This window comes from Streptomyces sp. DSM 106670 (genome assembly GCF_055792845.1).
Genome location: NZ_CM147704.1, coordinates 3,836,989 through 3,859,106, shown reverse-complemented (window position 1 = coordinate 3,859,106; position 22,118 = coordinate 3,836,989). Strand labels below are relative to the sequence as shown.

Here is a 22,118-nt window from a genome sequence, read left to right as displayed (position 1 = left end):
GAAGCGGCGGAGGCCCTCCTAGGGGTGGGGAGGACCCCGGACCGACCGGCACGGCCGGTCCGATGGGCAAGAGCGTAAGTCCTCCGGCGGCGCGGATCTGCCCCTGCGCGAAGGATCACCCTCCGGGGGTGCGGAGCCATGACACGATGCGCTCCATGTCGGTGGTGTCTTCGGTGCTCGTCCCTTACACGTCCTACCTCCGGATCTACGAGCCGCTCGCCGCATTCGCCGAGCCCGAGCGGAGCCACTGGGCGCGTTACGCGCAGCGCGAGGAGCTCCCCACGGCCCAGGACGAACTGCGCCGCTCGCTGGCCGACTTGGCGTCGACGCCGCCGGTCGGGGTGCCCGTGCACGAGAGCGGCGACGCGGTCGTGGCGGAGCTGGACGGGGTGGTGTGCGTCTGCCCGTGGCGGACCAGGCTGCGGGGCTGGCTGGCACTGGAGGAGCTGGGGGGCATGTTTCCGGCCAACGTGCTCGACGCCCTGCTGCCCGCGGTGGTGCGCGGCCAGGCGACGGCGGACCACGAGCGCTGGCAGCGGCTCCACCCGGACGCCCGGCCCTGGATCCGGACCACGGTGTGGCAGGTCCCGGTGCGCTGGTTCGTCCTCTTCCACGACGAGGAGCGGGAGTACGCGGCGGCGGACGAGGACGGGGCCGCGCCGGTCCTGCGCTACCGCACCCCGATGGTCGAGGCCCGGCGCCGGCTGGCACGGGCGCTGCGGACCCTGCGCGAGAGCGTTCCCGAAGGCCCGCTGACCGAGGGCCTGGTGGACGTGGGGCGCTGGCTGGAGGAGTTCCATCCGCGCTCGCTGGTCGAGCTGGACTACGGAGGCCTCGTCCACGCGCTGCCGGCGGAACGGCTCGCCGGGGACCGGTCGGCGGCGGATGTGGCGGAGGGGCTCACCGCGCTGCGGGACGGCGACAGCGAGGGTGCGGGGGTGGCGTACGCGCGGCTCGCGGAGCGCTGGCGGGCGGTCAGGGACCTCCAGTTCACCAATTGACGTGAAAAGGCCCACAGTGGCATCAAGGTGATGGAACCGGGGCATCCTTCATTCGGAGCCGGAAGGAGGAGGAAGCCGGCCGCCTCGGCGGAGGGCGGCGGAGGGGGCTCGACGATCAGTTGACGGGCCGTGAACCTGCGTCCTGTGTGGCGCGTGTGATGTGTGAGGCGGAAGCGTACGCCGCTGGGCCCAGGACCTACGTCCCGAACCGGGCCTTTGCCTCAAGCGTGATGGACAGCACTAACGGGGCCCTTGCGCCTATCCCTACCCCTCATGCCAAAATAGGACAAGGAGTCCGGGGAGGGCTCCTTCTGTCCAAGTAAGGGCAGAATGCTCGACATTGCACTCTATGGGGGGTCTGACGACTCCTGATCGCTCTGTGACTGATCGTCACTGGGGCGTGACTGTCCGCTATGGCATGGTCCATCGGCTTCCGTCGCTGATGAACACCTGGGAGGGCAATTCCATCGGTTTGGCCGACGTGGCTGGACGGATGGTGTAGTTGTAGTGCCGAGGACAAGCCGTTCGTCCTATAACCGACTCGGCCCGCGTCCGCCATTTCGGGCAACGCGGGTCAAGGTGCAGAATTTAGAGGAAAGAACCGAGAAGGTTCGGTTCTCCCGAGGAGGCCGCTCATGACCGCTCGCACCCCTGATGCCGAGCCGCTGCTGACCCCGGCTGAGGTTGCCACGATGTTCCGCGTGGACCCGAAGACGGTCACCCGTTGGGCCAAGGCTGGCAAGCTCACGTCCATCCGCACGCTCGGTGGACATCGCCGGTACCGCGAGGCAGAGGTCCGCGCACTGCTTGCGGGTATTCCGCAGCAGCGCAGCGAGGCCTGACACACCCCTGCCACGCAGCAGCACAGCAGTACAGCAGTACAGCACCACCGCAGCACAGCATCACCAATCGGGCAGCTGCCAGGTCCCCCAACCTCAGCCGTCCACCCATAGCTCCACTCGACGGACGCCTGCCCCAACGGGCGTCATACCTGTGTCCTACGGGTGCCGTCGTATCGATCGCGCTGGACTCCGCCGGGTCCAGCGCGATCTTTTTTTGTGCCCGGGCTCCGCACCCGGGTTCCGCGTCGCCGGACGGGCCTCTTCGGGCCTTCCCGGGCCGTTGCCGTCTCGCCGGCGGCCGTTGCCAGAACCGGGCGGTCGGTCGGCTTCAGCGGGCCGGCGGGGGCCTTCGTGGGTCTGTGAGCGGGTCTGTGCGGGAGTGTGGGTGAGCGTCCCGGACGCGGTGGGACAGCCCCGGACGGAACGGTCCTCGCGAGTCCACCGCCCCGTGCAATTGCACATATTAAATTCACCAGTTGTAGGGGAGGCGTAAAATCCCCCGGTCTGAAAACTCTTTCGGTGACTACCGTCACACTGTCCGACGCTTGCCAACTCCGAGCCTGCCACTGTCGGAACGCGGAGTCACCCGGCCGATGGTCGTGTCGTCGGGGGTCTTTCGTCCTCGTTCCCGTCCGGCCGCCCGGCGGCGTCCTGGGCGGCGTCGGAGCGGTCCGGGGCCATCTCGGCCGCTTCTCCCGCTCCCGGGGCCGCTCCGGGCTCCATGGCGAGGCGCAGGAGGCGGTGGCAGACCGCGCAGTGCCGGGTGAGGTGGCGATAGGCGGAAGCGGCCGCCAGATGGGCGCGCAGCAGCGCGCGGGTCTCGTGTCGTGCTGCGGACGCGGACATACGAGCCACCTCCCGGTGGGCCCGGCCCGGCCGTCCCCCGCCGTGAGAGCGCCGACGAGCGTCGGGAAGCACCGACAAGCGCCGGGGAACACCGGGGAACGCCGAGAAACAGGGACAGCCTCTGCTTCTACGGGGTACCCGCGGCGGATGGAGCCGTCAAGACGCGGGGCAGGACACGAGAAAGCCCGGATCGAAACGATCCGGGCTTTCTTCCACTGCGGTCCTGACGGGATTTGAACCCGCGGCCTCCACCTTGACAGGGTGGCGAGCACTCCAAACTGCTCCACAGGACCAGGTTTTCGCCGCTTGCCTTGCGGCTTGCTGCGAAACCAGACTGTACAGGAGGTGGGAGGCCCAGGTCGACTTCACTCCTGGTGGTGACTCCGTCACCGTCTTCCGGGCCCCGCCGGAGCCTCCGCGTCAGGGCGCCAGCGCGTCGATCGCCTTCACGATCCGCTTGTCCGAGACGGGGAACGCGGTGCCCAGAGCGTGGGCGAAGTAGCTCACCCGCAGCTCCTCGATCATCCAGCGGACGTCCAGCGCCTCCTGCGGCACCGGCCTGCCCTGCGGGAACTGTTCGAGCAGCCAGGCGTACTCGTCCTGCATCTCGTGGACCTTCTCCATCCGCGTGGTGTCCCGCTGGACGGCCGTGGGCATCTGCTGGAGCCGCCGGTCGGCCGCCACGAGGTAGCGCATCAGGTCCGGCAGCCGCCGCAGCCCGGTGGCCGTAACGAAACCGGACGGTACGAGTCTGGCCAGCTGTTCCCGTACGTCGGTGACGTTGGCCACCAGCGCCAGGCTGTTGGTCGACTTCAGCCGGCGCTCGCAGGCCTGCCACGCGGCCAGGATCTGCTGCACCTGGTCGATCGTGCGGACGGTCAGGTCCACCAGGTCCGCGCGCACCTTGTCGTACAGCGTCCGGAACGCCTTCTCGTCCCACGCGGGCCCGCCGTGCGCGGCGATCAGCCGGTCGGCCGCGGCGGTCGCGCAGTCCTCGAAGAGGGCCTGCACCGAACCGTGCGGATTACGGGACAGCGCCAGCTTCTGCTGATTGCTCAGCCGGTCGGAGGCGAACTTCGCCGGGTTCACCGGGATGTTCAGCATGATCAGCCGCCGGGTGCCGCGCCACATCGCCTGCTGCTGCTCGGCCTCGGTGTCGAAGAGGCGTACGGCGACGGTCTCGCCCTGGTCGACGAGGGCGGGGTACGCCTTGACCGGCTGCCCGGCCCGCCGGGTCTCGAAGACCTTGTTCAGCGTGCCGATCGTCCAGTCGGTGAGGCCCGAGCGCTCGATGGACTCGCCGGACGGCCCCGCAGTCGCCGCGGCCGCCTTGGAGAGCGCCTGCCGGGCCTTCGGCCGCAGCTGGAGCTTCAGCGCCTCCAGGTCCTTGTCCTCGGCGACCTTGCGCCGCCGCTCGTCGACGATCCGGAACGTGATCTTGAGGTGGTCCGGGACGCGGGAGAGGTCGAAGTCGTCCGCGGTGACCGGCACGCCGACCATCCGCTGGAGCTCGCGCGCCAGCGTCTGCGGCAGCGGCTCCTGGAGCGGGACCGCCCGGTCCAGGAACGTGTCGGCGTAGTTCGGCGCGGGGACGTAGTGCCGGCGGATCGGCTTCGGCAGCGAGCGGATCAGCTCGGTGACGACCTCCTCGCGCAGCCCCGGGATCTGCCAGTCGAAGCCCTCGGACGTCACCTGGTTGAGCACCTGGAGCGGTACGTGCACGGTCACGCCGTCCGCGTCCGCGCCGGGCTCGAACTGGTACGTCACCTTGAACTTGAGCTTCCCCTGCCGCCAGGAGTCCGGGTAGTCGTCCTTGGTGACGGCCCCGGCCTTCTCGTTGATCAGCATGGAGCGCTCGAAGTCGAGCGCGTCCGGCTCCTCGCGCTTCTTGTTCTTCCACCACGAGTCGAAGTGCGCCCCGGACACGATGTGTTCGGGAATCCGCTGATCGTAGAAGTCGAAGAGCGTCTCGTCGTCCACGAGGATGTCGCGGCGGCGGGCGCGGTGCTCCAACTCCTCGACCTCGCCGAGGAGTTTGCGGTTGTCGTGGAAGAACTGGTGGTGGGTGCGCCAGTCGCCCTCGACCAGGGCGTTGCGGATGAACAGATCCCGCGAGGCCTCCTGGTCGATCCGGCCGAAATTGACCTTGCGCTGGGCGACGATCGGTACGCCGTAGAGGGTGACCCGCTCGTACGCCATCACCGCCGCCTGGTCCTTCTCCCAGTGCGGCTCGCTGTAGGTGCGCTTCACCAGGTGCTGGGCCAGCGGCTCGATCCACTCGGGCTCGACCTTGGCGTTGACCCGTGCCCAGAGCCGGGAGGTCTCCACCAGCTCCGCCGACATCACGAACCGGGGCTGCTTCTTGAACAGCGCCGACCCCGGGAAGATCGCGAACTTGGCGTTGCGCGCGCCCACGTACTCGTTCTTCTCGGTGTCCTTCAGCCCGATGTGCGACAGCAGCCCGGCCAGCAGCGAGGTGTGCACCGCCTGCTCGGGAACCGACGCCTCGGCCTTGGGCTCCTCGACGGTGATGCCCATCTGCTTCGCGACCGTACGCAGCTGCGCGTAGATGTCCTGCCATTCGCGAATGCGCAGGAAGTTCAGATACTCCTGCTTGCACATCCGGCGGAACGAGGACGAGCCGCGCTCCTTCTGCTGCTCGCGCACATAGGCCCAGAGGTTCAGATACGCCAGGAAGTCGGACGTCTCGTCCTTGAACCGGGCGTGGTTCTGGTCGGCCTGGGTCTGCTTCTCCGCGGGCCGCTCGCGCGGGTCCTGGATGGAGAGCGCGGCGGCGATGACCATGACCTCACGGGCACAGCCGTTCTTGTCGGCCTCGATGACCATGCGGGCCAGGCGCGGGTCGACGGGCAGCTGGGAGAGCTTGCGGCCGAGCGGGGTGAGGCGCTGCCCCTTCTTCCCCTCCTGGGGTGACTTCTCGCCCTGATCGAGCGCCCCCAGCTCCTGGAGGAGCTGGATGCCGTCGCGGATGTTGCGGTGGTCCGGCGGGTCGATGAAGGGGAACTTCTCGATGTCGCCGAGCCCGGCGGCGGTCATCTGGAGGATGACGGAGGCCAGGTTGGTCCGCAGGATCTCCGGGTCGGTGAACTCCGGCCGGGTGACGAAGTCGTCCTCCGAGTACAGCCGGATGCAGATGCCGTCCGACGTACGGCCGCAGCGGCCCTTGCGCTGGTTGGCGCTGGCCTGGGAGATCCGCTCGATCGGCAGCCGCTGGACCTTGGTGCGGTGGCTGTAGCGGGAGATCCGGGCGTTGCCCGGGTCGATCACGTACTTGATGCCGGGGACCGTCAGTGAGGTTTCGGCCACGTTGGTCGCGAGGACGATACGGCGTCCGGTGTGGCGCTGGAAGACGCGGTGCTGCTCGGCGTGCGAGAGGCGCGCGTAGAGCGGGAGCACCTCCGTATGTCTGAGGTTCCGCTTGTTCAGCGCGTCCGCCGTGTCCCGGATCTCGCGCTCACCGGAGAGGAAAACCAGGACGTCGCCGGGGGCCTCGTGGCCCAGCTCGTCGACGGCGTCGCAGATCGCGGTGATCTGGTCCCGGTCGGAGTCCTCGCTGTCATCCTCCAGCAGGGGCCGGTACCGCACCTCGACCGGATACGTACGCCCGCTGACCTCCACGATCGGGGCCTCGCCGAAGTGGCGCGCGAACCGCTCCGGGTCGATGGTCGCCGAGGTGATGACGACCTTCAGATCCGGGCGCTTCGGCAGCAGCCGGGCCAGATAGCCGAGCAGGAAGTCGATGTTGAGGGACCGCTCGTGGGCCTCGTCGATGATGATCGTGTCGTACGCCAGCAGCTCGCGGTCCGTCTGGATCTCGGCGAGCAGGATGCCGTCCGTCATCAGCTTCAGATACGTCGACTCCGGGTTGACCTGGTCGGTGAAGCGGACCTTCCAGCCGACCGTCTCGCCCAGCGGCGTCTTCAGCTCGTCCGCGACTCGCTCCGCGACCGTACGGGCGGCGATCCGGCGGGGCTGGGTGTGCCCGATCATGCCCCGGACGCCGCGCCCCAGCTCCATACAGATCTTGGGGATCTGCGTGGTCTTCCCGGACCCGGTCTCACCGGCGACGATCACGACCTGGTGGTCGCGTATCGCCTCCAGGATCTCGTCCTTCTTCTGGCTGACCGGCAGCTCTTCCGGGTACGACAGGGCCGGCAGCCGGGCCGCGCGCGCCGCGAGCCGTTCGGCCGCCTTGCCCGCCTCGGCCGCGATCTCGTCCAGCACGGACTGGCGGGCCTCGGGCTTGCGGATGCGGCGCGCTCCTTCGAGACGCCGGCCGAGCCGGTTCGCGTCACGGAGCGAGAGCTGTCCGAGCTGGGACTGGAGATCGGCGAAGGAAGTAGACATACGGATCCCAGGATCTCACCCGGGCCCGGCCGGTGGCGACCTCATTTCGCGCGGGCTGCGTCACGCGGCACGTACCATTTCGGGCAGTCGAACGCTCGTCACCGCCGCTCGCGCGAGAAAGGCCCGGTCCCGTGTCCCGTACGCAGTGGTGGAGCCTGACGGCGCTGCTCGCGGTCGTCGTGGGGCTGCTGTGCGGACCGGCGGCGAGCGCGGTGTCCTCGGACGCCGTGCCCGGGGCCCTCGGCGCTGCGGCTTCCGCTACCGCACCGGTGACCACCGCTGCCCCGGCATCCGCCGTGCGGACCCCGGCTCAGGCCCGGACCCGCGCGCAGGCCCCGGTCGCCGAAGCCGCCGACGCGGGCACCCCGGTCCCCGGCTGCGGGAAGCTCCGGGACCACGACGGCGAGCCCGCCGTCCCCTCCCGGGCCCGGGCCGCGTACGACCACGCGCCGGGCCTCGCCCCGTGGGGGCTGCCCGCCGCGACGGGCGCGCTGTCGGCCGAGCCGCCGCCGGGGATACGGGTCAGGGCCCCGGTCCCCGTCACACCGACCCCGGTCGAGCTCTCCGTGCTGAGGGTGTAGGCGGGCCCCGCCCCGCCCCGCACCCGTCCCCTTCTCCTCCCGCACACAGCACGGAGCGTCCGCATGCCCACGCCCAAGAAGTCCACGCCCAAGACGTCCACAGCCGCTTCGAGGAAGCCCCTCGTCTACGGCGCGGCGGTCGTCCTCGCCGCCGGTCTCCTCGGCTTCGCCTCGTACAAGGCCACCGCCCCCGACGACACCTCGAAGGACACCACCGCCACCGGCCCCGCCGCCGAGGTCTCCGCCGACCCGAACGAGGGCGTCTACCCGGAGCTGGCGAAGCTCGCCCGCCGGGACGCGGACGACAAGCTGGCCACCGGCCGCGCGGACGCCCCGGTCGTCCTGATCGAGTACGCCGACTTCAAGTGCGGCTACTGCGGAAAGTTCGCCCGGGACACCGAGCCGAAGCTGATCGAGAAGTACGTGAAGGACGGCACGCTGCGCATCGAGTGGCGCAACTTCCCGATCTTCGGCGAGGAGTCCGAGAACGCCGCGCGCGCCGCCTGGGCCGCCGGGCAGCAGGACCGCTTCTGGGAGTTCCACCGCGCCGCCTACGCCGAGGGGGCGAAGGAGAAGGGCTTCGGCAAGGACCGGGTCAAGGCGCTCGCCGCGGAGGCCGGGGTGAAGGACCTGGGCCGGTTCATGAAGGACCTGGACGGCGAGCCGGCCCGGGCCGCCGTCGCGAAGGACCAGGAGCAGGGGTACGGGATCGGCGCGACGTCCACCCCGTCGTTCCTGATCAACGGCCGGCCGATCGCGGGCGCCCAGCCGGACGAGACGTTCACCCGGGCCATCGAGGCCGCCGCCGAGCAGGCGAAGACCACGGGGGCCGCGGGCCAGGCCGGGGAGCCCGCCAAGTGACGGCGGACATCGGCTACTTCGCGGCCTTCCTCGGCGGGCTGCTCGCCCTGGTCAGCCCGTGCAGCGCGCTGCTGCTGCCGGCCTTCTTCGCGTACTCCATCGACTCCGCCTCCCGCCTGCTGGCCCGCACCGGCATCTTCTACGCCGGTCTCGCCACCACCCTCGTGCCGCTCGGCGCGGCCGGTTCGTACGCCGGGCGGCTGTTCTACGGCCACCGCGACGCGCTCGTCACCGGCGCGGGCTGGCTGATCATCGCGCTCGGCGTCGCGCAGATCGTGGGCCTCGGCTTCGCCTCCCGGCGCATCGCGGCCCTCAGCGGCCGGATCCGCCCGACCACCGCGTTCTCCGTCTACGCGCTGGGCGCGGTCTACGGCCTGGCCGGATTCTGCGCGGGCCCGATCCTGGGCAGCGTCCTGACCGTCGCGGCGGTCAGCGGCAGCCCGGTCTACGGCGGGCTGCTGCTGGCGGTGTACGCGCTCGGCATGGCCGTACCGCTGTTCCTGCTCGCCCTGCTCTGGGAACGCTTCGACCTCGGCCGCCGGGCCTGGCTGCGCGGCCGGGCCGTCCGGGTCGGCCGGTTCGAGCTGCACACCACATCGCTGCTGTCGGGGCTGTTCTTCATCGGCCTCGGCGCGCTGTTCCTCGTCTACGACGGGACGACCGCGCTGCCCGGGCTGCTGGGGGTCGACGACTCGTTCGCGGTGGAGCAGTGGGCGCAGAGGCTCGGCGAGCGGGTGTCGGACGGGGTGGCGCTGGTCGCGGTGGTGCTCGTGGTGCTGCCGGCCCTGGGCGTACGGGCCTGGCGCCGGCGCGACGCCGACGTACCGCGGAAGGGGCAGCAGGGGCAGCAGGAGGAGGAGACCGAGAAGGTGTGACACGGCGAAGGCCCTGTCCATCGGACGGGGCCTTCGAGTGGTGGCTGGGGCCGGGATCGAACCGGCGACCTATCGCTTTTCAGGCGATCGCTCGTACCAACTGAGCTACCCAGCCACGCAGCTCACCGAAGTGATCTGCAGCGGTCCTGACGGGATTTGAACCCGCGGCCTCCACCTTGACAGGGTGGCGAGCACTCCAAACTGCTCCACAGGACCAAGCGATGTGCGAAACAAGTCTCGCACATGGTGAAACGTGCCCCCAACGGGATTCGAACCCGTGCTACCGCCTTGAAAGGGCGGCGTCCTGGGCCACTAGACGATGAGGGCTATTGGCCCGCCGGTTCGCTTTGCAGCGCGTCGGGGACGTGAGAAGCATATGGGATGGGTGGAGCTATCGCCAAAACGGTTTACGGCGAGGGCGTCGGGCGCGCCGGGGAGCGGGTCGGGGAGGGCGAGGAGGCAGGTGAGGAGGTCGGGGACGGGGTGGGTGAGGTGGGGGAGTCCGGCTTCAGGTTCTCCTCCGGGAGATGGCGGCCGACCTCGGCGGTCGTCAGTCCGAGACCGCCCAGCGTGATCTCGTCCCAGGCCTGGAGCCGGCGGGTGGAGCGGTCCATGTAGAGCACCGAGGCGTGCACCTTCTCCGGCTTCTCGTTCTGCACGGCGCGCAGCCCGCCGCCGCCCGTGGAGCCCTCGACCTTCAGCCGGGTGCCGAGCTTCAGCTGTTCGTTGATCCGGCGGTGGAGGTGGCCGGACAGCACCAGCGGGACCCTGCCGTCGGTCTCCCGGGCGGTGTTCGGGTCATGGGCGACGGCGATGTCGACGGGGGTGCCGGCGTTCTCCTGGTCGCGCAGCGCGGAGGCCAGGCGCGCGCCCTCCAGCCGGGCGGCCGCCTTGCCGCCGACCGGGGCGGTCCGGTCCGGGGTGAAGGAGGCGTCGCCGGTGCCCGCGATCCGCAGCCCGCCGACGTTCACCGCCCTGCCGTCGTCGAGGACGTGGACGTTCTTGAACTTCTCCAGGTAGGCCTGGGTGACGGGCGAGTCGTGGTTGCCGCGCACCCACACATAGGGCGCGCCGAGGTCGCGGATCGGGTCGAGGAAACCGTTCTCCGCGGCGGAACCGTGGTCCATCGTGTCGCCGGAGTCGACGATGACATCGATCTCGTACTGCTCGACGAGCGAGGCGATGATGTGCCAGGCGGCCGGGTTGAGGTGGATGTCGGAGACGTGCAGGACCCGGATGGTGCCGGGGTCGGGCTGGTAGACGGGGAGCGTGGAGGTCGCGTCGTACAGCTTGGTGACGTTGGTGACCAGGCGGGCCAGCTCCTGCTGGTAGATGTCGAACTCGGTGACGATCGAGCGGGCGTCGCCGACCAGGGACGGGGCGCTGGAGAGCAGCCCGGAGAATTTCGGCTCCAGGACGGACTTCGGGTTCCAGGTGGCGTAGGCGCTGACGCCGGACGCGGCCAGCAGGGTGAGGGCGAGCCCGCCGGCGGCCAGGGCGCGGCGGGGGCGGCGGTAGACGACGAGGCCGAGCGCGGTCGCGCCGGAGACGACGGCGACGCAGGAGCGTACGGCCAGCTCCCGGGTGCCGGCGGCGACGTCCCGGGTGACCTCGTCCTGGAGGTGGGAGAACCGTTCCGGCCGGTCGACCAGGGCCTGGGAGCGTTCGGGGTCGAGGCGGTCCACGTCCACGTCCAGCCGGAGCGGCGCGGTGTGCGAGTCCAGCTCCAGGGCCCCGAGCGGAGACACGTTGATCTTGCTGCCGCCGGTGAGGGAGGGGCGCAGGGTCATGTTGGTGTCCATGGGGCCGACCGGAGTACGGATGGAGCCCACGGCGAGCAGTCCCAGCCAGGCCCCCAGCACGACCACGGCGAGCATGCCGAGGGCGCGGAGGTACGGGCGGCGGGCGGGGCTCGTCAGGTCGCCGGGGGCCGCGGCGCCGGTGCGGGGGCGGGGCTTCGGGCGGACGAGCTGGCTGAGGCGGTGCCGGACGCGGTCGGCTGCGGCACGGAACGGGACGCGGACCATTGGGCCCGTATGCCCCGGTACGGCCTCCGCCATGCCGGGCGGCGGACGCGGTCATGAGTCCGGGCCGGCCGCCATCTGCCCGCACCCGGCCCCCGTACGTGACAATGGCGGGGTGCTGGAGATGACGCGGGAACAGTTCGAGGAGCTGGTGAGCCAGGCTCTGGACCGGATTCCGCCGGAGCTGACGCGGCTGATGGACAACGTGGCGGTGTTCGTCGAGGACGAACCCGACCCGGGCGATCCCGACCTGCTCGGGCTCTACGAGGGCACCCCGCTCACCGATCGCGGTGAGTGGTACGCCGGGGTGCTGCCGGACCGGATCACCATCTACCGGGGGCCGACGCTGCGGATGTGCGAGTCGCACGAGGACGTCGTCGCGGAGACCGAGATCACCGTGGTCCACGAGATCGCCCACCACTTCGGCATCGACGACGAACGGCTGCACGCCCTGGGCTACGGGTGAGCTTCCCTGTGGCGCGGCCGCGTTCCCGGGCGGCCCCGGCGGCTTGACGGCCTGCCAGGCCGGGCGTCGCGCGGCACGTGGCGGTGTGGTCGGCGGCCGTGGCGGCGAGGGTCCGGCCGGACCGGGGGCGGATCCGTGGGCGGCGGGGCGCTCCGGCGGGCGTCGCGCGGGCGCGTGGCGTTTCGGGCGTGTCTCCGGCGGGGTCGGGGGAGTTGGGCACGGTGCGACGACGCCGTACCGCTCGCTCGTGCTCCCCGCGCGGCCCCGGCGCCGCGCTCGCCGCTCAGCTCCGCCACCCCTCGCCCCGGAGGTGCCACTCGTGCGCCAGTTGTCCGCCCCTGTCCGCTGGGCCGCCGTCACCGCGCTGACGATCGCCGCGTCCACCGGCTGTATGAGCGTCGGCGAGGACGGCGCCGGAGGGCCCGGGCCCTCCCGCTCCGCCGGTCCGAAGGGCTCCGCCGCCGACCCGGCCGGGGACACGGTTCCCGGATCCGAGCAGGCCGGGGGGCGCGGCGGGGACGCCCACCCGCACTCGGACCGGGGCGCCCCCGGGAGCAGCCCGAGCCCGGACGCCTCCGGTGCCGTGCCGTCGGTCACCCCCAAGGGCTCGCGCCCCGAGCCCGGTGCTCCGGTGCCCACCCGGGGCGGCCCGCAGCCCTCGCCGACCCCCTCGACGCCGGGGCCGGGGGAGCCGCCGCCCACCACCCCGGAGCCGCCGGCCCCGCCGACGCCCGACCCGGACCCGGAGCCCGAGCCGGAGCCCACCGATCCGCCGGAGCCGCCCCCCTCGGCCTCGCCCGCCGCCCAGCTGCGGGCCCATGCGATGAGCGGACCGGAGGGTGCCGGGCCCTTGCGGACCCCGGAGGCATCACCGCAGGTGGGGCCGGTGTAGCCGGGGGCTCGCGGCGGCTGGTTTGCGCAATGTGGGTGAGAGTGCGTATGGTGGTAGATCGTTTGATCCCATTGCCCGGCGCCGACACAGAAGAGCGCCGTGTGGCGCGTACTCTCCCTTGCCGTGGCTGGACCGCATTGAGGCGGTCGAAATTGCGAATCACGGAGTTATGGGCGCGTGCCGAGACTCCGGAAGGTTTCGCATTTCGCATGTCAATTTCCAGTTCTGACCACACCGTCATGCCCGAGAACGTCGACAACGCCGCGCTCGCCGAGCTCGTCGAGTCCGCTGTGACCGAGGCCCCCGCCGGCGCCACCGCCCCGGCCGCCGAGAAGACCGTCGTCGAGGAGCCCGCCGTCGCCGAGAAGTCCGTCGCGGACTTCATCGCCGACGCGGACACGCAGACCGAGGCCCCCGAGGCCGCTGACGCTCCCGAGGCCGAGGCGTCCGAGACCCCCGCCGAGCCGACCGTCACCTTCGGCGACCTGGGCCTGCCCGAGGGCATCGTCCGCAAGCTCGCGCAGAACGGTGTGACCACGCCCTTCCCGATCCAGGCCGCGACCATCCCGGACGCCCTGGCCGGCAAGGACATCCTCGGCCGTGGCCGTACGGGCTCGGGCAAGACGCTCTCCTTCGGTCTGCCGACCCTGGCCGCCCTGACCGGTGGACGCACCGAGAAGAAGAAGCCCCGCGCCGTCATCCTCACCCCGACCCGTGAGCTCGCGATGCAGGTCGCGGACGCGCTGCAGCCGTACGGCGATGTGCTCGGCCTCAAGATGAAGGTCGTCTGCGGCGGTACGTCGATGGGCAACCAGATCTACGCGCTGGAGCGCGGTGTCGACGTCCTCGTCGCCACCCCGGGCCGGCTGCGCGACATCATCAACCGTGGCGCCTGCTCCCTGGAGGACGTCCAGGTCGCCGTGCTCGACGAGGCCGACCAGATGTCGGACCTGGGCTTCCTGCCCGAGGTCACCGAGCTGCTCGACCAGGTCCCGGCCGGCGGTCAGCGGATGCTCTTCTCCGCCACCATGGAGAACGAGATCGGCACGCTGGTCAAGCGTTACCTCTCCAACCCGGTGACGCACGAGGTCGACAGCGCCCAGGGCAACGTCACGACCATGTCGCACCACGTCCTCGTCGTGAAGCCGAAGGACAAGGCGCCGGTCACGGCCGCCATCGCCGCCCGCAAGGGCCGCACCATCATCTTCGTCCGCACCCAGCTGGGCGCGGACCGCATCGCCGAGCAGCTCATCGAGTCGGGCGTGAAGGCCGACGCGCTGCACGGCGGCATGACCCAGGGCGCCCGTACGCGGGTCCTGGAGGACTTCAAGAAGGGTTACGTCAACGCGCTCGTCGCGACCGACGTCGCCGCCCGCGGTATCCACGTCGACGGCATCGACCTGGTCCTGAACGTGGACCCGGCCGGTGACCACAAGGACTACCTGCACCGCTCGGGCCGTACCGCCCGCGCCGGCAAGTCCGGTGTCGTCGTCTCGCTGGCGCTTCCGCACCAGCGCCGCCAGATCTTCCGCCTGATGGAGGACGCGGGCGTCGACGCCTCGCGCCACATCGTCCAGGGCGCGGGCGTCTTCGAGCCGGAGGTCGCCGAGATCACCGGCGCCCGTTCGCTCACCGAGGTCCAGGCCGACTCCGCGAACAACGCCGCCAAGCAGGCCGAGCGCGAGGCCGCCGACCTGACGAAGCAGCTGGAGCGCGTCCAGCGCCGCGCCGTCGAGCTGCGCGAGGAGGCCGACCGCCTGGTCGCCCGTGCCGCCCGCGAGCGGGGCGACGACCCCGAGGCCGCGGTGGCCGAGGTCGCCGCCGAGGCCGAGGCCGCCCTCGTGGCCGCGGCCTCGGTCCCCGAGCAGCCGGCCGCCCGTGACGAGCAGCGTCGCGACGAGCGGGGCAACTACGAGCGCCGCGACAACCGCGGTGGCTACCGCGGCAACGACCGTCGCGATGACCGCCCCTCCGGCGGCTTCCGTTCCGGTGGCGGTGACCGTCGCGACGACCGTGGTGGCCGTTCCTTCGAGCGTCGTGACAACGACCGCCCGTCGTTCCGCGAGCGCCGTGACGACCGCCCGTCGGGTGGCTTCCGTTCCGGTGGCGGTGACCGTCGCGACGACCGTGGTGGCCGTCCGTTCGAGCGTCGTGACAACGACCGCCCGTCCTTCAACCGCGACCGCCGCGACGACCGCCCCTCCGGCGGCTTCCGTTCCGGTGGCGGCGACCGTCGCGACGACCGTGGTGGCCGTCCGTTCGAGCGTCGTGACAACGACCGCCCGTCCTTCAACCGCGACCGCCGTGACGACCGCCCCTCCGGCGGCTTCCGCTCCGGTGGCAGCGACCGCCCGTTCAACCGTGACCGTCGCGACGACCGCCCCTCCGGCGGCTTCCGCTCCGGCGGCGGCGACCGCCCGACCGGCCGTCGTGACGACCACCGCGGCGCCAACACCGGCACCAACACCGGTTCCTTCGGCCGCCGCGACGACAAGCCGCGCTGGAAGCGCAACGGCTGACCCCCGCCCGGCCGACACCCGGCCGAGCAGGTCCGCCTGACAGACCGGCAGGGCCCGTACGCCACCGAACCGACTCGGTGACGTACGGGCCCTGTTGCTGTCCCGGGCAGCCGGAAGCCCGCTCTCCGGAAGCCGCGACGGGCCCGACACCGATACCGGATCGGATGCCGGGACCGGGCGGGCTATGCTCGTGGGGTGATCAGTCGAGGGCCGTTAGCTCAATTGGTCAGAGCAGCGGACTTTTAATCCGTTGGTTGTGGGTTCGAGTCCCACACGGCCTACCGATCGCGGGGCGGAGGGCTCCTCCGCCCCGAGAGTTGTCAGAAGGGCCTCGACCGGCTTCCGCCGGCCGAGGCCCTCTGCCGTTCCCGGTCCTCCTTCTCCGACCTGACGCCCTGGACCTGACGGCCGGTCGGCAGGTCCAGGCGGAGCTTCCCGCCGTCCGGGTGGGGCTGCCTCGGCGGCGGCGCATGCGACCGGGGTCACGCGGCCCCCGGGAAAAGTGGTCGGAGCGGCCGCTCCGATGCCGTAGAGTTGGGTTTACCGACGCGGGGTGGAGCAGCTCGGTAGCTCGCTGGGCTCATAACCCAGAGGTCGCAGGTTCAAATCCTGTCCCCGCTACTGAAGGCCCGGGCCCGGCACGCACAGCGTGCCGGGCCCGAGTCGTTTCCGGGGCCCGGCCGAGGACGCTTGACCTTGACGCAGCGTAAAGATCTAGCGTTTCCGGCATGGAGTGGTCCATTCAGGAAATCGCCCGCCGGGCCGGCACCACGAGCCGCACGCTCCGGCACTACGGGGACCTCGGTCTCCTCGCGCCGAGCCGGATCGGGAGCAACGGCTACCGCTACTACGACCAGGACGCCCTCGTCCGGCTGCAGCGCGTCCTGCTGCTGCGGGAGCTCGGGCTCTCGCTGCCCGCCATCAAGGACGTGCTGGAGGGGCAGCGGGACACGGCCGTGGCGCTGCGGGCGCATCTGCGCCTGCTCGAACAGGAGCAGGCGCGCATCGGGCGGCAGATCGCCTCGGTGCGGACCACTCTCCACAAGACCCTGGAGGGGATGGAACTCATGGCCGATGAGGTGTTCGACGGCTTCGACCACACCGCTCACGAGCAGGAGGTGACCGAGCGCTGGGGCCGGGACGCGTACGAGGAGGGCGACCGCTGGTGGCGTTCGCTCGGGGACCGGGAGAAGAAGGCGTTCCAGGACGAGCACGAGGCCATCGCCCGCGACTGGGGGCGGGCCAGGGAGGCCGGGCTCGCCGCCGACGGGGCCGAGGCGCAGGACATCGCCCGGCGGCACTGCGCCTGGCTGTCCTCGGCCAAGGAGCCCAGCCGTGCGTACGTGATCGGGCTCGGTGAGATGTATGTCGCCGATCCGCGCTTCGGAAAGAACTACGATCGCTACGGGGACGGCACCGCCGCCTTCGTACGGGACGCACTGACGGTCTACGCGGAACACCGGCTCTCCGACTGACCCCCGGAAAGGCCGGCACTCCGTTCGCTTCCCCCTATTCGGCCGATGCGGAGTCGCCGCTCGGCGCGGCTCCGGGAAGCCTGGACGGGGCGCGGTACCGTCCGCAGCCGTGGGTGGACCGGGCAGGAGTGCACAGGTGGGGATGGCCGAAGGACGGCGTAGCGGCACGGCGGGGAGCATCGACGCCGTGGGCCGTGCGGTGTTCGGCTCCCCGGGAGGCGATGTGACGCCGGGCGGCCGGGGTTCCCGGCGGTTCGTCCGGATGCTGCCCGCCCTGCTGATCATCGGCGGGCTGCTCTTCGACTCGCTGGCCCCGCCCAACTTCACCGCCGTCCCGCTGTTCGTCGCGGCCCCGCTGATCGCCGCACCGTTCTTCTCGCGCTCCAGGACCGTCCGCACGGGCATCGCCGCGGTCATCTCCGTCATCGCGATGCGGCTCTCCGACGGGACGTCCACCCAGGTCGTCCCGGTCATCGAGATGATCACCGTGCTCACCGCCGCGGCGCTGGCCCTCGTCATCAACGGCGTCGTGCGGCGCGGCAACGAGCAGCTGGCCTCGGCCCGGGTGATCGCGGAGACCGCCATGCGGGCCGTGCTGCCGACGCCGGCCGAGCGGATCGGCGGGCTCCAGGTGGCCGCGCGGTACGAGGCGGCGCAGGCGGACGAGTTCGTGGGCGGCGACCTGTTCGCCGTCGCGGACACCCCGTACGGCGTACGCCTGGTGGTCGGCGACGTACGCGGCAAGGGGCTCGGCGCCGTCGAGGCGGTCGCGGTGATCATCGGGGCGTTCCGGGAGGCCGCCGAGCAGGAGCGCTCGCTGGAGGGCGTGGCGCAGCGTCTTGAGCGGGCGCTGGCCCGGGAGGGGACGCGGCGGTACGGGCTGGACGTCATGGAGGGGTTCATCACCGCCGTACTGGCCGAGATCCCGCCCGGTTCGGCCTCGCTGCGCCTCGTCAACCGCGGCCACCCGGAGCCGATCCTCCTGCACGCGGACGGCGCCCTGGAGGTGCTGGCGCCCTCGATGCCCGCGCTGCCGCTGGGGATGGACCTGGGGGTGTGGCCGGACCGGGCCGACGAGTGGGAGATGCCCGCCGGGGCGACGCTCCTCGCGTTCACGGACGGGCTGTCGGAGGCCCGGGACGCGAACGGGGTCTTCTACGATCCGGCGGCCCGGCTGCGCGGCCGGATCTTCCCGGGCCCCGAGGAGCTGCTGTCGGCGCTGACCGACGACGTACGGCTGCACACCGGAGGGCGGACCACGGACGACATGGCGCTGCTCGCGGTCGGCCGGCCGGCGGAGGGGCAGCCGGTGCGCCGGACGACGGTGAAGATCGTGGGCCGGGGCGATGACACGGTGCGTAACTGAAGGGCACCGCTCCGCATAACATTTGACACACCGTCAGAAAAAGGGGTGTGGCTGAGCCGCGGTCAAGTCGCCCGATTCCGCCCGCTTGTGACCCGTACATCCCTGCTGTGTCCCTTAATGATCAACAGGAACAGCTTGGAATCGGGCCCGGGTGTCTATTAACGTTCGATAACGCAGCGCGGTTGTCCCAGTCGTCGTCAGAGGCGACACCGCGCGCGAGCGCCGAATCCCGCAAGGGAACCGGGGAACCACCTACATGGGGTGAATCGGACGCCTGCGTCTCGTGAGAGACGGAGGGGCCCGTAGGAGACCTTCCTGCTCCGAACCCGTCAGCTAACCCGGTAGGCGAGAAGGAAGGAAAGGAGTGCGCCCACGTGGCGTCCAACAAGCCTGCCCCTGAGGCCCCGTCACCCTTCAGTGCCGACACCTTCGGTGACGCGGAGCGGTCCTGGGAGGAGTGGAATCCCACCGAGGAGTCCATCCGGCCCGTGCGCGGCAGGCACCGCGTAGCCAAGCAGCGTGGTCTGGCCCGTAGCTCCACCGTCCTCGGGGTCGGCGTCATAGCGGCCGTCGGTGCGGGTGGCATGGCCACCGCGCAGGACAAGGCCCCGGTCTCCATCTCTCTTCCCGATTCCATCGCGGACAACCTCCCCGACGCCAAGTCCCTTCCCGGCGTCGGGTCCTTCATGTCGGACGCCGCCGAGCCCGCCCCGGTCGCCGCGGCCGCGCCGCTCACCACCGCCGGCCTCACCACCGCCGAGGCCGAGGAGGGCGCCACCGACGCGGGCGAGGCCCTGCGCGCCCGGATCCTCCAGCAGGCCGAGCAGCAGCAGGCCAGCGCCGACGCCGAGGCCAAGGCCGCCGCCGAGAAGGCCGCGGCCGAGAAGGCGGCGCAGGAGGCCAAGAAGCAGCAGGACCAGGCCGAGGCCGAGGCCGCCGCGAAGAAGAAGGCCGAGGAGGAAGCGGCCGCGAAGAAGAAGGAGGCCGAGCGTCTAGCGAAGCTCGCCGCCAGCTTCTCCCTGCCCACCTCCTCGTACACGATCACCTCGACCTACGGTCAGTCCGGCGCCCTGTGGTCCTCGGGCCAGCACACCGGTCTGGACTTCGCCGGGTCGGCCGGTACGCCGATCAAGGCCGTGCACGGCGGCACGATCACGTCGGCCGGCTGGGCCGGTTCGTACGGCTACCGCACGGTGCTCCAGCTCGATGACGGCACGGAGATCTGGTACGCGCACCAGTCCTCGATCGACGTCTCGGTCGGCCAGAAGGTCACCACCGGCGAGACCATCGGCCGTATGGGCGCCACCGGCAATGTGACCGGTGTGCACCTCCACATGGAGGTCCGCACGGCGGGCGGTTCGGCGATGGACCCGATGGCCTGGCTGAACAGCAAGGGCCTCTCGGTCTGAGACCCGGGCCTTCCGGCTGACGGCGTACGTCCTTCGTCGTCACCCCACCCCGAAACCCCGGCAGCCCTGACGCACACCCCCCCGACGTCAGGGCTGCCGGTCTGTCCGGGGGCGGCCGGCCCGGCCGGTACGCTCCGGTCCGCGCGGCGACGGAATACCGCCCCCGCCCCGGCCTGTTGAACCCTCACATGACTTCTGCGCGCACTCTCGGCACCTCCGGCCTCCAGGTCTTCCCCCTCGCCCTCGGCGGCAACGTCTTCGGCTGGACGGCGGACGAGGAGCAGTCCTTCGCGGTCCTGGACGCGTACGTCGCGGCCGGCGGCAACTTCATCGACACCGCCGACGCCTACTCCTCCTGGGTCGAGGGCAACCGGGGCGGCGAGTCGGAGACCGTCATCGGCAGGTGGCTCGCCTCCCGAGGCAACCGGTCCGACGTCGTCGTCGCCACCAAGGCCGGCGCCCACCCCGATTTCCGGGGTCTGTCCGCCGGCACCGTCAAGGGCGCGGCCGAGGCCTCGCTGCGCCGGCTCGGCACCGACCACATCGACCTCTACTACACGCACTTCGACGACGAGACCGTCCCGGTCGAGGAGATCATCACCGCCCTCGACCAGCTGGTGAAGGACGGCAAGGTGCGCCACATCGCCGCCTCCAACATCAGCCCCGCGCGGCTGCGGGCCTCCCTCGACTTCTCCGAGCGCGAGGGCCTCGCCCGGTACGTCGCGCTCCAGCCGCACTACAACCTGGTCTCCCGCGACACCTACGAGGGCGAGCTCCAGGACACCGCGGCCGCCGCCGGCCTCGCCGCCGTCCCGTACTACGCGCTCGCCTCCGGCTTCCTCACCGGCAAGTACCGCCCCGGTACGACCGTGGAGAGCGCCCGGTCCGCGAAGGCGGGCGGCCACCTGGAGTCGGTGCAGGGCCGCAGGGTGCTGGCCGCCCTCGACCAGGTCGCCGGGGAACGGAACGCGGAGATCGCGACGGTCGCCCTCGCCTGGCTCGCCGCACAGCCGACCGTCGCCGCCCCGATCGCCTCCGCCCGTACGGTCGAACAGCTCCCCGCCCTGGTCGCGGTCGCCGACCTGCAGCTGACGGACCGGGAGGTCGCGCTGCTCACGGAGGCGTCGGCCTGACGGAACCGCTACTGCGACGGGCGTCGGTGGGTGGTGGGCGGTGCGCTGCCGTACGGCTGGGGGGCCGGGCCGCTGTAGCCGTGTCTGTAACCCGGTCCCTGCCCGTACCCGTACCCGTTTCCGTACGGCGTCGGCGGATGGCGGTGGTGGTGGACGTTCGGGCGGTGTGTGAGGTGGGCCGCGTGGGTGAGGGCCGGGGCGGCGATGTCGCGGCGCTGCCAGAGGTGGTGCAGCAGCTCCCGCTCGCGGGCGCCGAAGTCCGGGCCCACCGCGCCGTGGCGGGCCCGGCGGCGCAGGCCGGCCAGGGAGGTGGCGAACGACTCGTACTCCGCGACCGCGCGGGCCGCCGCCCGGCCCCGGGTGCGGTCCTGCTGCCAGTGGCGGGCCAGGTCGCGGGCCATGCCCCGAGCCCGCATGGAGGAGAGCGCCGTCGGCTCGGCGGGGGTGAGCCAGCCGGCCGCGGCGTACGCGGGCAGCTCGGCCGCCAGGGTGCGCAGCTCGCGCTGGCGTGACCAGATCGCCAGCCAGGTCACCAGGCCGAACGCCGGGACCATGACGATGCCGTACACCGCGTAGAAGCCGTACGGGCCGAAGGCCGACGAGCCGTTCCACAGGGCGTGCAGCCCCATCGCCAGCAGCAGGCCCAGCACCGGCAGGGCGATCCGGCGGACCCGGTGGCGGCGGGCGCTGACGGCCGCGAAGCCGAAGCCGAGGCCGGTGAGGACCGTGAACAGGGGGTGCGCGAACGGCGACATCACGATCCGTACGAAGAACGTCCCCGCCGTCACCGAGGCGAACCCGGAGCTGCCCAGCTGCTGGTCCTCGCCGAAGGCGTTGCCCAGATAGAGGATGTTCTCGGTGAACGCGAAACCCGTCGCGGTGAACCCGGCGACGACGATCCCGTCCACCACCCCGCCGAACTCCCGTCTGCGGAACAGGAAGATCAGCAGCACGGCCGCCGCCTTCGCGCTTTCCTCGACGACCGGGGCGATCACCGTCGCCCCCAGGGTGTCGGCGCCCGCCGGATCGGCCGTCGCGGTGGCTATCCAGCGCGTCGCGAAGGAGTTGGCGATGATCGCGACGAGCGCGGCGGCGCACGCGCCCCAGGCGAAGGAGAAGATCAGATTCCGCCAGGGGCCCGGCTCGACCCGGTCCAGCCAGCGGAAGGCGGCCATCAGGAGCGGCACCGGCAGCACCGCCAGGCCGAGACCGACGAGGAACCCCTCCGGTCCGGTCTGTTCGCGGACGAGGGCCAGGATCACCAGCCCGCACAGCACGAGCGCCACGATCACGGCGCCGGCGCGGAACACCTTGCTGCGCCACACCATGCCGACGCGGCGCGGCCGGTAACGCCACTGGCCACGCTCCGGCGCGGCGCCCAGGACCTCGTCGAGCCGCTGCTCGTGGAGGACCGGGACGGCGGGCCGCGCCTGCTGATACCGCACGGAAGGGTCGGACAC

Annotated in this window: 16 protein-coding genes, 6 tRNA genes and 1 riboswitch; of the genes, 14 read left to right on the top strand and 8 right to left on the bottom strand. The window is 71.5% G+C overall.

Annotated features, from left to right (window positions below; all coding sequences use genetic code 11):
* Window positions 1-155 precede the first annotated feature (155 nt).
* On the top strand, window positions 156-1,001 hold the full coding sequence (locus tag ACSMXR_RS17110; RefSeq protein ID WP_473172258.1) for a DUF8083 family protein: 846 nt from the start codon (window positions 156-158) through the stop codon (window positions 999-1,001).
* Between the two features lie 635 nt (window positions 1,002-1,636).
* Window positions 1,637-1,843, top strand: a complete 207-nt coding sequence (bldC, locus tag ACSMXR_RS17105; protein WP_003949541.1) for a developmental transcriptional regulator BldC — start codon at window positions 1,637-1,639, stop codon at window positions 1,841-1,843.
* A gap of 582 nt (window positions 1,844-2,425) precedes the next feature.
* Here bldC and ACSMXR_RS17100 read toward each other — a convergent pair.
* From ACSMXR_RS17100 to hrpA, 3 genes are all read right to left on the bottom strand, one after another.
* Window positions 2,426-2,689, bottom strand: a complete 264-nt coding sequence (locus tag ACSMXR_RS17100; protein WP_381792034.1) for a DUF6274 family protein — start codon at window positions 2,687-2,689, stop codon at window positions 2,426-2,428.
* A gap of 218 nt (window positions 2,690-2,907) precedes the next feature.
* Window positions 2,908-2,982, bottom strand: a tRNA-Asp gene (locus ACSMXR_RS17095).
* 127 nt (window positions 2,983-3,109) lie between these two features.
* The gene (gene hrpA, locus ACSMXR_RS17090; RefSeq protein WP_473172257.1) at window positions 3,110-7,057 is read right to left on the bottom strand and encodes an ATP-dependent RNA helicase HrpA; all 3,948 of its coding nucleotides are present in this window, start codon (window positions 7,055-7,057) and stop codon (window positions 3,110-3,112) included.
* A 131-nt stretch (window positions 7,058-7,188) separates the two neighbouring features.
* Here hrpA and ACSMXR_RS17085 point away from each other — a divergent pair, with 131 nt between their 5' ends.
* The 3 genes from ACSMXR_RS17085 to ACSMXR_RS17075 all read left to right on the top strand — a co-directional run bounded on the left by ACSMXR_RS17085 (window position 7,189) and on the right by ACSMXR_RS17075 (window position 9,374).
* Entirely contained in the window at window positions 7,189-7,638 is a 450-nt protein-coding gene (locus tag ACSMXR_RS17085) for a hypothetical protein (protein WP_137235421.1), read from the top strand.
* A gap of 63 nt (window positions 7,639-7,701) precedes the next feature.
* Entirely contained in the window at window positions 7,702-8,499 is a 798-nt protein-coding gene (locus tag ACSMXR_RS17080; protein ID WP_359148200.1) for a DsbA family protein, read from the top strand.
* Window positions 8,496-9,374, top strand: coding sequence for a cytochrome c biogenesis CcdA family protein (locus ACSMXR_RS17075; RefSeq protein ID WP_473172256.1), 879 nt, complete (start codon window positions 8,496-8,498; stop codon window positions 9,372-9,374). Before ACSMXR_RS17080 ends, ACSMXR_RS17075 begins: the two co-directional genes overlap by 4 nt.
* Before the next feature lie 38 nt (window positions 9,375-9,412).
* Here the strand turns inward: ACSMXR_RS17075 and ACSMXR_RS17070 are convergent.
* The 4 genes from ACSMXR_RS17070 to ACSMXR_RS17055 all read right to left on the bottom strand — a co-directional run bounded on the left by ACSMXR_RS17070 (window position 9,413) and on the right by ACSMXR_RS17055 (window position 11,401).
* Window positions 9,413-9,489 (bottom strand) — tRNA-Phe (locus tag ACSMXR_RS17070).
* Between the two features lie 26 nt (window positions 9,490-9,515).
* Window positions 9,516-9,590, bottom strand: a tRNA-Asp gene (locus ACSMXR_RS17065).
* A 38-nt stretch (window positions 9,591-9,628) separates the two neighbouring features.
* Window positions 9,629-9,701, bottom strand: a tRNA-Glu gene (locus ACSMXR_RS17060).
* A gap of 80 nt (window positions 9,702-9,781) precedes the next feature.
* Window positions 9,782-11,401 carry a metallophosphoesterase family protein gene (locus tag ACSMXR_RS17055; protein ID WP_473172255.1) on the bottom strand — a complete coding sequence of 540 codons (1,620 nt, stop codon included), beginning with the start codon at window positions 11,399-11,401 and terminating at the stop codon, window positions 9,782-9,784.
* Window positions 11,402-11,513: 112 nt separating this feature from the next.
* Here ACSMXR_RS17055 and ACSMXR_RS17050 point away from each other — a divergent pair, with 112 nt between their 5' ends.
* From ACSMXR_RS17050 to ACSMXR_RS17010, 9 genes are all read left to right on the top strand, one after another.
* Window positions 11,514-11,864 (top strand): metallopeptidase family protein, encoded by a 351-nt coding sequence (locus ACSMXR_RS17050; protein WP_181010935.1) that lies wholly within the window; start codon window positions 11,514-11,516, stop codon window positions 11,862-11,864.
* A 319-nt stretch (window positions 11,865-12,183) separates the two neighbouring features.
* On the top strand, window positions 12,184-12,756 hold the full coding sequence (locus ACSMXR_RS17045; RefSeq protein WP_137235425.1) for a hypothetical protein: 573 nt from the start codon (window positions 12,184-12,186) through the stop codon (window positions 12,754-12,756).
* Window positions 12,757-12,995: 239 nt separating this feature from the next.
* Window positions 12,996-15,275, top strand: a complete 2,280-nt coding sequence (locus tag ACSMXR_RS17040; RefSeq protein ID WP_473172254.1) for a DEAD/DEAH box helicase — start codon at window positions 12,996-12,998, stop codon at window positions 15,273-15,275.
* Between the two features lie 207 nt (window positions 15,276-15,482).
* A tRNA-Lys gene (locus ACSMXR_RS17035) sits at window positions 15,483-15,556 on the top strand.
* 266 nt (window positions 15,557-15,822) lie between these two features.
* Window positions 15,823-15,896, top strand: a tRNA-Met gene (locus ACSMXR_RS17030).
* Between the two features lie 107 nt (window positions 15,897-16,003).
* Entirely contained in the window at window positions 16,004-16,750 is a 747-nt protein-coding gene (locus tag ACSMXR_RS17025; RefSeq protein ID WP_473172253.1) for a MerR family transcriptional regulator, read from the top strand.
* A 142-nt stretch (window positions 16,751-16,892) separates the two neighbouring features.
* The gene (locus tag ACSMXR_RS17020; RefSeq protein ID WP_381792055.1) at window positions 16,893-18,116 is read left to right on the top strand and encodes a PP2C family protein-serine/threonine phosphatase; all 1,224 of its coding nucleotides are present in this window, start codon (window positions 16,893-16,895) and stop codon (window positions 18,114-18,116) included.
* 210 nt (window positions 18,117-18,326) lie between these two features.
* Window positions 18,327-18,478: riboswitch (cyclic di-AMP (ydaO/yuaA leader) on the top strand.
* Window positions 18,479-18,490: 12 nt separating this feature from the next.
* Window positions 18,491-19,525, top strand: a complete 1,035-nt coding sequence (locus tag ACSMXR_RS17015) for a M23 family metallopeptidase (protein WP_098024326.1) — start codon at window positions 18,491-18,493, stop codon at window positions 19,523-19,525.
* A 188-nt stretch (window positions 19,526-19,713) separates the two neighbouring features.
* Complete coding sequence (locus ACSMXR_RS17010) at window positions 19,714-20,658, top strand: aldo/keto reductase (RefSeq protein WP_473172252.1); 945 nt, start codon at window positions 19,714-19,716, stop codon at window positions 20,656-20,658.
* Window positions 20,659-20,666: 8 nt separating this feature from the next.
* Here ACSMXR_RS17010 and ACSMXR_RS17005 read toward each other — a convergent pair whose 3' ends face one another.
* The gene (locus tag ACSMXR_RS17005) at window positions 20,667-22,118 is read right to left on the bottom strand and encodes a PrsW family intramembrane metalloprotease (protein WP_473172251.1); all 1,452 of its coding nucleotides are present in this window, start codon (window positions 22,116-22,118) and stop codon (window positions 20,667-20,669) included.